The sequence below is a fragment of the Streptomyces tagetis genome (genome assembly GCF_018069565.1).
Lineage (GTDB): Bacteria > Actinomycetota > Actinomycetes > Streptomycetales > Streptomycetaceae > Streptomyces > Streptomyces tagetis.
Window position 1 is genome coordinate 286,521 of record NZ_JAGPNL010000009.1, and the last position, 14,285, is coordinate 300,805.

Consider the following 14,285-nt stretch of genomic DNA (forward strand, 5'->3'; position numbering starts at 1 on the left):
CGCACCCGCCGCCCGCCTCCCCGCCCGCGCATCCCGCCCCCTACCCCTGAGGACCCCACGTGACCGACGTTTCCGCCCCGGCCGTGCGCCGGCCCGGTGAGCCGGTGCTCACCGCCCTCGGCCTGGCCGCCCCCGACCCCGACCCCGCCGACGCCTCGCCGCACTCCTTCCCCGGCGGGGGCCGCTGGCGCACCGAGGTGCCCTCCTGCGAGGGGCCCGAGGCGCTGGCGGCGGTGCTGGAGGAGTCCGCGCGGCTGGAGGTGCCGGTGCACCGGATCAGCCAGGGCAGCGGCGTGTGGATGCTGACCGATGCCGAGATCTCCGAGATGGTCGCCGCCACCGCCGAACGCGCCGTCGAACTCTGCCTGTTCACCGGCCCGCGCGGCACCTGGGACATCGGCGCCGGCACCCGGACCGACGCCGGCGGGGCCGGAGCGCGGGCCCGGGGCCACGACGCGGTCGCCGGCTGCGTCGAGGACGCCGTGCGCGCCACCGGCCTCGGTGTGCGGTGCCTGCTCGTCGCCGACGAGGGCGTGCTGTGGACGCTGCACCGGGCGCGGGCGGCCGGCCTCCTGCCCGCCGACACCACGCTCAAGGTCTCCGCGCTCGTCGGGCCGGTCAACCCGGCCTCGTTCGCGGTCTTCGAGCGGCTCGGCGCCGACTCGGTCAACGTGCCCGGCGACCTGACACCGCGTCACCTGGCCGAGATCCGGCGGGTTTCGGCCGCCCCGCTCGACCTCTACGTCGAGGCGCCCGACGACCTCGGCGGCTACGTGCGCATGTACGAGGTGGCCGAACTGATCCGGTGCGGCGCCCCGCTGTACCTGAAGTTCGGCCTCGCCAAGGCGCCCGGGATCTATCCGTACGGCGCTCACCTGCGGGAACTCGCGCTGGCCAGTGCGCGGGAGCGGGTGCGGCGCGGGCGCCTCGTCCTGGACCTGCTGGCCCGGCACGGCGCGGACGGGGGCATGGCCCCGCTCGGTTCGCGGCTGCCCGGACCGCTCAGCCGCTTCGCGGCCTCGTCATAACGTTCCGGAAACCCTCTTCACAAAAGCCCACACAGACGCGCACAATCCCACGCACCCGTTCTCGGTCGCTCAGCCCCGCCCGCCCCCGATCCCGCACCACCGGCCGTCCGTACCACCGGAGTTCACGCACCACGGCGCTCCCGCACCACCCGCCCGAGCCCTGCACCCACAGCAAGGATGATGACCATGCGCAACCGCAGAGCCGCACTCGCCGCCGTCGCCTCGGCCGCCTCCCTCGCCCTCGCCCTCACCGGCTGCGGCCAGAACAGCGAGGGCGGCGGCAAGGAGGACAAGGGGGGCGCGGACGGCGCCACCATCGGCATCGCCATGCCGACGAAGTCCTCCGAACGCTGGATCGCCGACGGCGCCAACGTCGAGAAGGAGCTGAAGGCCAAGGGGTACAAGACGCGGCTGGTCTACGGCGAGGACGACCCGGACCAGCAGGTCTCCCAGATCGAGAACATGATCACCCAGGGCGTGAAGGCCCTGATCGTCGCCGCCATCGACAACAAGTCGCTCGACAACGTGATGCGCCAGGCGCAGGACGCCGGCATCCCGGTCATCTCCTACGACCGCCTGATCCTCGGCACCGAGGTCGACTACTACGCCTCCTTCGACAACGAGAAGGTCGGCGAGCTGCAGGGCACGTACATCGTCGACAAGCTCGGCCTGAAGAAGGGCGAGAAGGGCCCGTTCAGCATCGAGCTGTTCGCCGGCTCCAACGACGACAACAACACCAAGTACTTCTTCCAGGGCGCGATGAACGTCCTCAAGCCCTACCTGGACAAGGGGCAGTTGGTCGTCCGGTCCAAGCAGACCGCGCTCAACCAGGTCACCACCCTGCGCTGGGACGGCGGCACCGCGCAGCGGCGCATGGACGACCTGCTCACCTCCAGCTACCGCAGCTCCCGGGTGGACGCGGTCCTCTCCCCCTACGACGGCATCTCCATCGGCATCCTGTCCGCCCTGAAGTCGGACGGCTACGGCTCGGCCGGCAAGCCCATGCCGGTCGTCACCGGGCAGGACGCCGAGGTCGCCTCGGTCAAGTCGATCGTCGCGGGCGAGCAGACGCAGACCGTCTACAAGGACCTGCGCCAGCTCGCCAAGGTCGCCACCTCCATGGTCGACGCGGTGCTGCACGACAAGAAGCCCGAGGTCAACGACACCACGTCCTATGACAACGGTGCCAAGGTCGTCCCCGCCTACCTGCTCCAGCCGGTCAGCGTCGACAAGTCCAACTACAAGGAGATCCTCGTCGACGGCGGTTTCTACACCGAGAACGACCTCAAGTAACCGGGCCCGGCTACGGATTGGAAGGCACGACCATGGCGGGACCCGTCCTGGAAATGCGCTCGATCGTCAAGACCTTCCCCGGCGTCAAGGCGCTCAGTGACGTCACGCTCACCGTCCGCCAGGGCGAGGTCCACGCCATCTGCGGCGAGAACGGCGCCGGCAAGTCGACCCTGATGAAGGTGGTCTCCGGCGTCCATCCGCACGGCAGTTACGAGGGGGAGATCCTCTTCGAGTCGACGCCGTGCCGCTTCAAGGACATCCGGGCCAGCGAGCAGCAGGGCATCGTCATCATCCACCAGGAACTGGCGCTGGTGCCGTACCTCTCCCTCGCGGAGAACATCTTCCTCGGCAACGAGCACGCCCGGCGCGGACTGATCGACTGGAACGAGACCCTGCGCCACGCCTCCGAACTGCTGCGCCGGGTGGGGCTGCGCGAGCACCCGGAGACCCGCGTCGCCGACATCGGCGTGGGCAAGCAGCAGCTCGTGGAGATCGCCAAGGCGCTCTCCAAGCGGGTGAAACTGCTCATCCTCGACGAGCCGACGGCCGCCCTCAACGACGAGGACAGCGGCAAACTCCTGGACCTGATCCTCCAGTTGAAGGACCAGGGCATCACCTCGATCATCATCTCGCACAAGCTGAACGAGATCCGCCGGGTCGCCGACTCGGTCACCATCCTCCGCGACGGGCGCACCATCGAGACGCTGGACGTCAAGGCGGCCGGGACCACCGAGGACCGGATCATCAGCGGGATGGTCGGCCGCGATCTGGAGCACCGCTTCCCGGAGCGCACCGAGCACCACCCCCAGGCCGGGGCGGCGCCCGCCCTGGAGATCCGCAACTGGACCGTGCACCACCCCATCGACCAGCAGCGCAAGGTCGTCGACGACGTCTCCCTCGAGGTGCGGCGCGGCGAGATCGTCGGCATCGCCGGGCTCATGGGCGCCGGCCGCACCGAACTGGCGATGAGCGTCTTCGGCCGCTCCTACGGGCGGTACGCGGGCGGCACGGTGCTCCGCGACGGCCGCGAGGTCCGTACCCGCTCGGTCCCGGAGGCGGTCGGGCACGGCATCGCGTACGTCACCGAGGACCGCAAGCACTACGGGCTCAACCTGATCGACACCATCAACCGGAACGTGTCGCTGTCCGCGCTGGGCAAGGTGGCCCGGCGGGGCGTGGTCGACGAGCACGAGGAGCGGCGGGTCGCGGAGGGGTACCGCACCTCCATGAACATCAAGGCGCCGACCGTGTTCGAGCCGGTGGGCAGGTTGTCCGGCGGCAACCAGCAGAAGGTCGTCCTCAGCAAGTGGCTCTTCGCGGGCCCGGAGGTGCTGATCCTGGACGAGCCCACGCGGGGCATCGACGTGGGCGCCAAGTACGAGATCTACACGGTCATCGACCGGCTGGCCGCCGAGGGCAAGGCGGTCGTCTTCATCTCCTCCGAGCTGCCCGAGCTGCTCGGCATGTGCGACCGCGTCTACACCATGGCGGCGGGGCGGCTGACGGGCGAGTTCTCGCGGGCCGAGGCCACGCAGGAGGCCCTGATGCGCCAGATGACGAAGGACAAAGAGGTGACGGGATGAGCACCGACGTGACCGCGAAGAGCCCGGCCCCCGCTCCACCGGGCCGGGACGGTCCGGAGGCCGGCGGCGGTCTGCTGCGGCTGATGCTCGACGGGCTGCGCCGCAACATGCGCCAGTACGGGATGCTGATCGCGCTCGGCCTGATCGTGGTGCTGTTCGCCGCCTGGTCCGGCGGCGACCTGCTGCTGCCGCGCAACGTGTCCAACCTGGTGCTCCAGAACAGCTACGTGCTGCTGCTGGCGATCGGCATGATGCTCGTCATCATCGCCGGGCACATCGACCTGTCGGTGGGCTCGCTCACCGCCTTCGTCGGCGCGATGTCCGCCGTGCTGATGGTCGACCACGACGTGGCCTGGCCGCTGGCGGTGGTGCTGTGCCTGGCGCTGGGCGCGCTCGCCGGGTCGGTGCAGGGCTTCTTCGTCGCCTATCTCGGCATCCCGTCCTTCATCGTGACCCTGGCGGGCATGCTGCTCTTCCGCGGCCTGACCGAGATCGTCCTGAAGGGGCAGACGCTCGGCCCGCTCCCCAGGGACCTCCAGAAGATCGCCAACGGCTTCCTGCCCGAGGTCGGCCCGAACACGAACTACCACAACCTCACCCTGCTGCTCGGCTTCGCGCTGATCGCGTTCGTCGTCCACCAGGAGGTGCGGGACCGCAGGCGGCAGCGGGAGTTCGCGCTCGACGTGGCGCCGGCCAGGCTGTTCGCGCTCAAGCTGGTGGCGCTGGTCTCCGCGGTCCTCGTCGTCACCCTGCTGCTGGCCAGCTACAAGGGCGCCCCCATCGTCCTGCTCATCCTCGGCGTGCTGGTGGTCGGCTTCGGCTACGTGATGCGCAACGCGGTCATCGGCCGGCACATCTACGCGATCGGCGGCAACCTCCCGGCGGCCAAGCTCTCCGGGGTGAAGGACCGCAAGGTCACCTTCCTGGTCTTCCTCAACATGGGCATGCTCGCCGCCCTGGCGGGCCTGGTCTACGCCGCCCGCTTCAACGCGGCCTCGCCCAAGGCGGGGCTCGGCTTCGAACTGGAGGCCATCGCGGCCTCGTTCATCGGCGGCGCGTCGATGAGCGGCGGCGTCGGCACGGTCCTCGGCGCGATCATCGGCGGCCTGGTCCTCGGCGTGCTCAACAACGGCATGAACCTCGTCGGCATCGGCACCGACTGGCAGCAGGTCATCAAGGGCCTGGTGCTGCTGGCCGCGGTCGGCTTCGACGTGTGGAACAAGCGCAGGGTCGGTTCGTAGACCCGGCCGGGCCCCGCCGCACCGGCGGGGCCCCTCTCCCCCGGCAGTTGAGGAGCCGCACATGGAACCGAGCAGACCAGCGGTGACGGCCCCGGGCACGGCGCCGGGCCTCCCCTCGGCCGCCGCGGGCGGCCCGGCGCACGCGCGGGGAGACGCGCGGGGAGGCGGGCGGCCCGCGAAGGAGCCCTTCGGCCGGCTCCCCGACGGCACGCCGGTGCACCGCTGGTCGCTGGAGAACGGCGGCACCCGGCTCGGGGTCCTCTCCTACGGCGGCATCGTGCAGTCCCTGGAGATACCCGACCGGCACGGAACGTACGCCAACGTCTGCCTGGGCTTCGCCCGCCTCGACGACTACCTGGCCGCGAGCCCGTACTTCGGCGCCCTCGTCGGCCGCTACGGCAACCGGATCGGCGCCGGCCGCTTCACCCTGGACGGCCGCGTCCACCACCTCTCCGTCAACGACGGGGCCCACACCCTGCACGGCGGGGCGACCGGCTTCGACAAGCACGTGTGGGACGTCGAGCCGTTCACCCGGGACTTCGAGGCGGGCCTCGTCCTGCGCCGGACCAGCCCCGACGGCGAGATGGGCTTCCCGGGCACGCTGCGGGCGGCGGTGACGTACACGCTGACCCGCTCCGGCGACTGGCGCGTCGACTACGAGGCGACCACCGACCGGGCCACCGTCGTCAACCTCACCAGCCACGTCTACTGGAACCTGGCCGGCGAGGGCTCCGGCAGCGTCGAGGACCACGAACTCACCCTCGCCGCCGCCCGCTTCACGCCCGTCGACGCGGGCCTGATCCCCACCGGCGAGCTGGCGAAGGTCGCGGGCACCCCGTTCGACTTCCGCCGCGCCAAACCGGTCGGCCGCGATCTGCGCGCCGGGCACCCACAGGTGGTCACCGCGCGGGGCTTCGACCACAACTGGGTGCTGGACAAGGGCGTCACCGCCCGCCCCGAGCACGTCGCCACCCTGCGCGACCCGGCCGGCGGCCGGAGCCTGCGCATCGCCACCGACCAGCCGGGACTCCAGTTCTACTCGGGCAACTTCCTCGACGCCACGCTCACCGGCGGCGGCGGGCGCGTCCACCGCCAGGGCGACGCCCTCTGCCTGGAGACCCAGCACTTCCCCGACTCGCCGAACCGGCCGTCCTTCCCGTCGACGGTGCTGCGGCCGGGGCACACCTACCGGACGACGACGGTGCACTCCTTCGGCACCTGAGCCCCTCCGCCCGCCCCCGGCCCCCGGTTCCCGCCGGTTCCGGCCCCCGGTTCAGCCCCCCGCTCCCGGTTCCGGAACCGGCCCCACCGGGCGGTCACATTTCTTTCACACCCGTTGAACACCTCCCCGCCCCTCCCCGTATCCATGGGTGGCCCGTGCTCCCCCGCGCGGGCCACCCAGCGACGGAGGTCCCACTTGTCCGGCAGCGTCACCTCGTTGTTCCGCAGCGCCGCGGCGCACAGCCCCTCCATGGCGGCGCTGACGCGGGCGAGCGGCGACGGCGCGGTGGGGCCGGTGGACTTCTGCATCCCGTGCAACCCGTACTTCCCGACCCCGGCCATGTTCGACGAGATGGCGAGCCGGCTCCGCGAGATCATCACGTACTACCCGAGCGGCGCCGACACCATCACCGCCGAGCTGTGCGGTCTGCTCCAGCTCCCGCCGCAGTGCGTGGCGATGGGCAACGGGTCCACGGAGCTGATCACCTGGATCGACCACCTGCTGGTCCGCGAGTCCCTCGCCGTCCCGGTCCCCACCTTCGGCCGCTGGACCGACCAGCCGATGGAGACCGGCAAGCGGGTCGACATGTTCCCGCTCCAGGAGGCGAACGGCTTCGCCCTCGACCTCGGCCGGTACGCGGAGTTCATCCGGGCCCGGGGCACCCGGGTGGCGGTGATCTGCAACCCGAACAACCCCGACGGCGGCTTCCTGCACAAGCAGGCGGTCGTGCAGTTCATGGACGCCATGGCCGACCTGGACCTGGTCGTGATCGACGAGTCCTTCCTGGAGTTCGCCGACGCGGAGGAGGAGCCCAGCGTGGTCCAGGAGGCCATGCTGCGCCCCAACGTGATCGTCCTGCGCAGCCTCGGCAAGAACTTCGGCCTGCACGGCATCCGCTTCGGCTACCTCGTCGCCAACCCGTCGCTGGCCGGCCGGGTGCGCGACATGCTGCCCAAGTGGAACCTCAACTCCTTCGCGGAGCACGTGGTGTTCATGCTCCGCGAGCACGGGACGGAGTACGCGCAGAGCCTGCGCGAGGTGCGCCGCGACCGCCTGGAGATGGCGGGGCTGCTCGCGGCGCTGCCCGGCCTGACCGTCTATCCGTCCCAGGGGAACTTCCTCTTCGTCCGCCTGCCCGTGGGTGCCGAGGGCACCGTCGTCCGGGACCGGATGCTCACCGAGCACGGGGTCCTGGTCCGCGAGTGCGGCAACAAGATCGGTTCCTCCAGCCGCTTCCTGCGTCTCGTGGTGCGCCCCCAGGCGGATGTGCGCCGCCTGGTCTCCGGTATGGAACAGGTGCTCTACGGGACCGGGAGGGAGGCCGCCGTGCCCGAGCACGCTACCGGGACCAGCTACAGCTCGGGCACGGCGGCGGTGGACCGCCTGGTCAGCGAGACCAACGGGGCCGGCCTGAGGGGGCTCGCCGAGCGGGCGGCCGTCCCCGGGCTCGCTGCCGCGCCCTCCGCCGGCACCGGCATGTCGCTCCCCTCCGGACCGGTGGCCGCCCCAGCGGCCGCCGCCGCAGGGATGCCGGTGCCGGCGGTGTCCCCGCCCGCACCCCAGCCGGCGCCGGTCCCCCAGCCGGCGCCGGTCCCCCAGCCGGCGCCGGCTCCTCCCCCGGCCCCCGCCCCGGCCCCCGTGCCGGCGGCCCCCATACCGGCCACCGCCATCCCCGCCGCCTCGATCCCGTCGGCGCCCCAGCCCGCCGCCCCCATGCCCACGGCGCCCGTCCCCGCGGCCCAGATGCCGATGCCGACGGGCCCCACCCCGCCCGGCGTCCCGGCGCGCGGCGGTCTGACGGCCGCCCAGGTCCGCGGCACCAACGGACTGGACCCCGTCCCGCCCGGCACCTGGCCCGCCCCGCAGAACTGGCCCAACGCCGCCGGCATGGTCCCCACCGCCTGACCCACCGCCTGACCCCGGGGCCCCCTCCCCGCGCCCGCCGCGGGCCGGCGTGGAGAATGGGCCGGCGCGCGCGGCCCGGCCGTGCGCGCCGGCAGGGAAGAACGGGCAACAGGAGGGGCTCCCTTGGAGCTCGGCACGCGCGACAGAACCGGCACACCCGGCACACCCGGCAGGACCGGCACACTCGGCAGACGGGCCTTCGGCGCCCTCGCCGGGACGAGCGCCCTCGGTCTCGCCCTCGGCGGCAGCGGCGTCGGCGGCGCGGCCGGGACCTCGGCCGGGACGCGGGGCCCCGTGCCCACCGGACCGCCGCCGGGCCGGCCCGCCGCGGACGGCGTCCGCCACCGGGTCGACGTCGACCGCCACTCCCTCCTCGTCGACGGGCGCCGCCTGGTGCTGTCCGCCGGGGAGACGCACCCCTTCCGGCTGCCGAGCCCGTCCCTGTGGCGGGACGTGCTGGAGAAGACCCGGGCGTACGGGGGCACCGCGGTCGTCGCCGTCCTCGACCGTCACCAGCTCTGGGCGGGCCCCGGGCACGACGACCTCACCGGCGTCCGCGACCTCGGCCTGTTCCTGCGGCTGGCCGCCGGGGCCGGGCTCTACGTCGTCCTGCGGCCCGTGCCCCGGCCCGGCGCCGACGCCGAGGCGTGGCTCTCCCGCGTGCACGCGGTCGCCGCCCGGCACCTGTACACCCGGGGCACCGGCACCGTCCTGCTCTACCGCACCGGAGTGACGGCGCCCGAGGAGACGGCCCGCCTGCGCGAGCGGCTGCGCGCCGACGGCCTCGATCTGCCCCTCGTGCACGACGGGTCCCCCCTCGCCTGGGGCGAGGTGCGCGGGGCGGCGGACCCGGCGGCCGTCCGGCGCGGCCGGCTCGACCGCCTCGGCGCGGGGCCGGTGGTGCACACCGTCGCCGCCTTCTTCGGCGGCACCTCCTGGGGCTGGCTCCCCGGCCCGCCCGCCCCCGGCCCGGTCTACGACCCCACGGCGCCGCTCGACGAGGCCCGCCGGCCGACCGAACGGATGGCGCCGGTGCACCAGTTCGGGCACCTGCTGCGCCATGTCCCCGACCTCGCCCGGCTGGAGGAGGCCCCGGGCGGCGGCGCCGGGGACGACCGGCTGCGGGTGCGGCGCCTGGCCAACCCGGACACCGGCGCCCGGTTCCACCTCCTGGCCAACGACAGCGCCGAGGAGGTCACCTCGACGGTGCCGCTGGACGGCCGGAAGGTGCCGGTCACCCTCCCGGCCGGGGATGCCCGGCTGCTCGCCTCCGGGCTCCCGCTCGGGGCCGGGATGAAGCTGGCGTACGCGACGGTGCAGCCCATGGCGGTGCTGAGCGCGGGGCGGCAGGACATCGCGGTCTTCGCGGGGCGGGCGGGCGAGACGGCGCACGTGGTGCTGGACTGCCCGAGCGAGCCGTGGCCGTCCCGGCTGGACGAGGAGGCGGCCTGGGCGTACGACCAGGGCCGGCTGCACGTGACGGCGCCGCTGGCCGCCGGCCGGCCGGTCCGGGTGCGGGTGCGCGGCGCGGACTCCCGGCGGCCACTGCTGCTGGTCCTCGCCGACGACGCCGCCTCCCTGCGGCTGTGGCCGTACGAGACCCCGTCGGGCGCCCTCCTCGTCCAGGGCCCCGAGCTGCTGCGCGAGGCCGTGGTGGACGGGGCGACGCTGCGGCTGACCGGCGACACCGTGGACGAATGCCCGCTGGAGGTCTGGGCGCCGCGCGGTGTCACCGGCGTGACCTGGAACGGCCGCCCGGTGCGCACCACCGCCGGCCGGGCCGGGAGCCTGCGGGCCCTTCACCCACTGCCCGGCGTGCGGGAGCCGGAGCTGCCCGCGCTGGACGACTGGCGGCGCCGGGCGGAGAACCCGGAGTCGGCGCCGGACCACGACGACGCGCGGTGGACGGTCGCCGACCGGCGGACGTCGGCCTCGTCGACGCCCGTGCCCGGGGAACAGCCGGTGCTCTTCGCCGAGGAGTACGGCTTCTGGCACGGCGACGTCTGGTACCGGGGGCGGCTGCTGGGCGCGGCCGGGCTGGAGTGGGTCTCCCTGGCCCACCGCGCGGGCCCTCGGGGCCTGGTGATGGCGTGGCTCGACGGGGAGCCGCTCGGCGTCCACCACACCGAGGGCGCGGGGATCACGACGGCCCGCTTCGCCCTGCCGGGCAAGCTGCGCGAACGGCTGCTCGCGGCGCCGGGCACGCCGGTCCTCGCGGTGCTGGTCCGGCGCACCCGCGACCCCGAGGAGGGGCCCGGCGGCGCGGACGGCCGGACGGCGGGCGGGCTGGTGTCGGCGGCCTTCGGGGGCGTCTCCCCCGAGGTGCGCTGGCGGGTGCGCGGGCAGTCGGCCCCCGATCCGGTGCGCGGCCCCCTCAACACCGGGGGCCTGTACGGGGAACGGGAGGGCTGGCACCTTCCCGGTCACGACGACGGAGGGTGGGAGCCGGTCGCCGCGCCGAGGGCCGAGCCGCGCCAGGGGGTGGCCTGGTACCGCACGGTGTTCCGGCTGGACGTCCCGCCGGAGGTGGACGCCTCCCCCGCCCTGGTGCTCGACGGGGTGTCCGGCAGCCGCGTCCAGGTCTTCCTCAACGGCTGGAACCTGGGCGAGTACGGGGAGGACGGGCGCGGCCTGGTCCTGCCGGGCGGCGTCCTGCGCACCCGGGCCGCCGCCAACACCCTCGCCCTGGCGGTCCTGTCCGACGGGAGCGCCGCGGCGGCGCCGGGGTCGGCCCGGCTGGTGCCGCGGGGTGTGGCGGCGGGCGGGGTGCCGGTGACCCGGGTGCCCGCGCCGGGCCGGTCCGGGGCGTAGCCGCGCCCGACGGGCCTGCGGGGGACCGGTGTTCAGCGCAGCCGGATCACGTTCCAGGACAGGGGTTCCAGGACGGTGGTGAGGCGGCCGTCGCGCAGGACCGTGCCGGCGACCCGGCGCGGGCTCACCCGCTCGGGCCGGTCGAGGGTGTTGCGGGCGTCGGGGTCGGCGTCCGCGAGGGCGCTGTGCCCGATCACGTCGGTCAGGCGCAGCCCCCTCAGCGCCACGTCGAGCGGGAGCGGTTCGGTGCGGGAGCGGTTGACGGCGAAGAGGGTGACGGAGCCGTCGCCCGCGCGTACGGCGGTGGCGTGCAGCAGCGCGGCCTCCCCGTACCGGTCGGTGCGGTGGACCGGCGCGTCCACGCGGACGTCGAGGACCCGGCCGCGGCCGTGGCGGGCGGCCTGCGCGAAGGGGTAGAAGGTCGTCTGGCGCCAGGCCGGTCCGCCCGGTTCGGTCATGATCGGGGCGATGACGTTGACGAGCTGGGCGAGGCAGGCGAGGCGGACCCGGTCGGCGTGGCGCAGCAGGGCGATGAGCAGCGAGCCGACGACGACCGCGTCGGTGACGGTGTAGTGGTCCTCCAGCAGGCGCGGGGCCTCGGGCCACTCGTCGGGCCCGGGGCCGCGTTCGCGCCGCCGGGACGTGTACCAGACGTTCCACTCGTCGAAGGCGAGCCCGATCCGCTTGGCGGACTTCAGCCGGGCGGCGACGTGGTCGCAGGTGGCGGCGATCTCCTCGATGTGGCGTTCCATGTCGACGGCGGAGGCGAGGAAGGAGTCGACGTCGCCGTCGAGGGGTTCGTAGTAGGCGTGCAGGGAGATGTGGTCGACGAGGTCGTGGGTGTGGGCGAGGACGGTCGCCTCCCAGGTGGCGAAGGTGGGCATGGAGCGGCCGGAGGAGCCGCAGACGACGAGTTCGGCGCCGGGGTCGCGGCGGCGCAGGGCGCGGGCCGTCTCGGCGGCGAGCCGGCCGTACTCCTCGGCGGTCTTGTGGCCGGTCTGCCAGGGGCCGTCCATCTCGTTGCCGAGGCACCACATGCGGATGCCGAAGGGTTCCGGGTCGCCGTGGGCGGCGCGGAGGCCGGACAGGGCGGTGCCGGAGGGGTGGTTGGCGTACTCGTGCAGGCGGAGGGCGTCGGCGACGCCGCGGGTGCCGAGGTTGAGGGCCATCAGGGGCGCGGTGCGCGGGCCGAGGGCGCGCAGGAAGCCGTGGAACTCGGAGAGGCCGAAGCGGTGGGTCTCGGTGGAGTGCCAGGCGTCGTCGAGGCGGCGGGGGCGGTCGGCGACGGGGCCGACGGAGTCCTCCCAGCGGTGGCCGGAGACGAAGTTGCCGCCGGGGTAGCGGACGAGGGTGACGCCGAGTTCGCGGACCAGGGCGAGCACGTCCCGGCGCAGTCCGGCCGCGTCGGCCGCCGGGTGCCCGGGTTCGTACAGGCCCGTGTACACGCAGCGGCCGAGGTGTTCGACGAAGGAGCCGAAGAGGCGCGGGTCGACGTCGCCGACGGTGAAGGCGGGGCCCAGGGTGAGGCGGGCGGTGCGCAAGGGCGTCCTCCTGGCGGGGGAAGGTCGTCAAGGGGCGTACGGCACCGGCCTGTTCGAGATTCCGGACGGCGCCCGTGGCCTCGGACGGGACGGTAGGGTCATGGCGGGGACGCGTCAATGGGGCGCCGGGTGGACGGCGGACGGTCCGGGGACGCGCCCCTGACGCGGGCCGGCGAGGGCGCGTAGCCTCGGCCGGGGACCGGCGGTGGCGAAGGGGGAGCGATGGACGTCCCGGGCGGTGCGAGGGTCCGGCGCGCGGGCGCCTCGGGGGGACCGGGCGGGACCCCGCCCACGGGCTGCCGCGGACCCACCGGCCCGGCCGCGCGGACCGCGGGGCGCCCCGGAGGCGGGGGCGCGGCGCGGTGACGTGGTTCCTGGGCGAGTTCTACCCGTCGTTCTGGTGGATACCGGCGACCGTCCTGGCCGCCGCGCTGGCGATCAAACTGCCGACGATCATCCGGTTCCGGGGGGACCCGCTGCTGCTCGCGGTGGGCGGACTGCTCCTGCTGGCCCTGGCGGTCTTCGTGTTCGTCGCGCCCTCCACCATCGCCTGGGTCAACCGGGTCACCGGCGTGCCGAACATCTCGGCGCCCTGGGTGTACTCCCTGCTGACCGCCTTCTGCGCCTCCTGCCTGCTGCTGATCATCGCCTGGCGGGGCGGTCCGGCCGACCGGTCCGCGGCGACCCGCCGCGCCATCCGCTGGGTCGTCGGCGCCTACTCGGGCGTGATCGTCGCCCTGTGGGTGCTCTTCGCCCTCGCCGACGTGCCCGAGGAACGCCTGCGCGATCTGGACACCCACTACGCGACCACGCCGTTCATGCGCGAGCAGATCCTGCTCTACCTCCTCGCCCACACCACGGCCGTGCTGATCACCTCGAACCTGATCCGCAACTGGGTCCGCGCCGACGGCCTCGACGCCTGGCTGCGCGGGGGCCTGAAGTTCCTCGGCGCGGGCTACGCGATGAACCTGCTCTTCGACGCCGCCAAGCTGACCGCCGTCGTGGCCCGCTGGACCGGGCACGACCTGGACCGGCTCAACACCGACGTGGCGCCCCCGGTGGCCTGCCTGTCCGCCGTGCTGATCGCGGTCGGCTTCATCCTGCCGCACGCCGGCCAGTACCTGCACGAACGCTGGCGGCTGCGGGCCGCCCACCGCGAACTGGGCCCGCTGTACGCGCTGATGCGGCAGGCGGGCGGCAGGAGGGACCCGTTCGCGCCGTTCGCCGGGCCCGAACTGCGGCTGACCCGCCGCGAGACGTTCATCCGCGACGCGCTGCTGCCGCTCGCCCGCGTGCTCGACGAGGACCTGCGCCACCGCTCCTACGACGCCGCCCGCGCCCTCGGCCACCCGCCGGAGCGGGCACGGGCCCTGGCCGCCGCCGTGGCCATCGCGGACGCCGTCCACGCCCGGCGCCGGCACCCCGGCGACACCGGCCGGAGCGCGGACGCCCCCGACACCGCCGCCCTGCTCCGCGAGATCGGCGCCGTCTCCCGCGCCCTGCGCCGCCCCGAGACGCTGCGGGCGGTACGGGCCCGCGCCGGCGCCCAGGACGGCGGAATCCGGCTGGCCGAGGGGACCGGAAGTGGCTGAGCCCGTGGCCGGCTTGGCATATTGCACGCACCGGACGGCGCCGACGCCGCGCGCCGCCGCGAGGTGTCC

The 14,285-nt window shown here is 74.2% G+C and carries 9 protein-coding genes; 8 read left to right on the forward strand and 1 reads right to left on the reverse strand.

Features of this window, described 5'->3' with window-relative positions; all coding sequences use genetic code 11:
• Positions 1-59 precede the first annotated feature (59 nt).
• From J5Y05_RS27510 to J5Y05_RS27540, 7 genes are all read left to right on the forward strand, one after another.
• Complete coding sequence (locus J5Y05_RS27510) at positions 60-1,028, forward strand: hypothetical protein (protein WP_210875839.1); 969 nt, start codon at positions 60-62, stop codon at positions 1,026-1,028.
• A 186-nt stretch (positions 1,029-1,214) separates the two neighbouring features.
• Positions 1,215-2,321 (forward strand): multiple monosaccharide ABC transporter substrate-binding protein, encoded by a 1,107-nt coding sequence (gene chvE / locus J5Y05_RS27515; protein WP_210875841.1) that lies wholly within the window; start codon positions 1,215-1,217, stop codon positions 2,319-2,321.
• A gap of 32 nt (positions 2,322-2,353) precedes the next feature.
• Positions 2,354-3,904 (forward strand): multiple monosaccharide ABC transporter ATP-binding protein, encoded by a 1,551-nt coding sequence (gene mmsA, locus J5Y05_RS27520; protein WP_210875843.1) that lies wholly within the window; start codon positions 2,354-2,356, stop codon positions 3,902-3,904.
• Positions 3,901-5,145 (forward strand): multiple monosaccharide ABC transporter permease, encoded by a 1,245-nt coding sequence (gene mmsB / locus J5Y05_RS27525; protein ID WP_210875845.1) that lies wholly within the window; start codon positions 3,901-3,903, stop codon positions 5,143-5,145. Before mmsA ends, mmsB begins: the two co-directional genes overlap by 4 nt.
• A 61-nt stretch (positions 5,146-5,206) precedes the next feature.
• Positions 5,207-6,367, forward strand: coding sequence for an aldose epimerase family protein (locus tag J5Y05_RS27530; RefSeq protein WP_210875847.1), 1,161 nt, complete (start codon positions 5,207-5,209; stop codon positions 6,365-6,367).
• Positions 6,368-6,562: 195 nt separating this feature from the next.
• Complete coding sequence (locus J5Y05_RS27535; protein ID WP_210875849.1) at positions 6,563-8,272, forward strand: pyridoxal phosphate-dependent aminotransferase; 1,710 nt, start codon at positions 6,563-6,565, stop codon at positions 8,270-8,272.
• A 123-nt stretch (positions 8,273-8,395) separates the two neighbouring features.
• The gene (locus J5Y05_RS27540) at positions 8,396-11,083 is read left to right on the forward strand and encodes a glycoside hydrolase family 35 protein (protein ID WP_210875851.1); all 2,688 of its coding nucleotides are present in this window, start codon (positions 8,396-8,398) and stop codon (positions 11,081-11,083) included.
• Between the two features lie 32 nt (positions 11,084-11,115).
• Here J5Y05_RS27540 and arfA read toward each other — a convergent pair whose 3' ends face one another.
• The gene (gene arfA / locus J5Y05_RS27545) at positions 11,116-12,624 is read right to left on the reverse strand and encodes an arabinosylfuranosidase ArfA (RefSeq protein WP_210875853.1); all 1,509 of its coding nucleotides are present in this window, start codon (positions 12,622-12,624) and stop codon (positions 11,116-11,118) included.
• A 362-nt stretch (positions 12,625-12,986) separates the two neighbouring features.
• Here arfA and J5Y05_RS27550 point away from each other — a divergent pair, with 362 nt between their 5' ends.
• Entirely contained in the window at positions 12,987-14,216 is a 1,230-nt protein-coding gene (locus J5Y05_RS27550; protein WP_210875855.1) for an MAB_1171c family putative transporter, read from the forward strand.
• The last annotated feature ends 69 nt before the right edge of the window (positions 14,217-14,285 follow it).

What these genes read in the sequence shown, in the direction of transcription:
- chvE (WP_210875841.1), top strand. Translation starts at nt 1,215, where the DNA reads ATGCGCAACCGCAGAGCCGCACTCGCCGCCGTCGCCTCGGCCGCCTCC.
- mmsA (WP_210875843.1), top strand. Translation starts at nt 2,354, where the DNA reads ATGGCGGGACCCGTCCTGGAAATGCGCTCGATCGTCAAGACCTTCCCC.
- mmsB (WP_210875845.1), top strand. Translation starts at nt 3,901, where the DNA reads ATGAGCACCGACGTGACCGCGAAGAGCCCGGCCCCCGCTCCACCGGGC.
- J5Y05_RS27530 (WP_210875847.1), top strand. Translation starts at nt 5,207, where the DNA reads ATGGAACCGAGCAGACCAGCGGTGACGGCCCCGGGCACGGCGCCGGGC.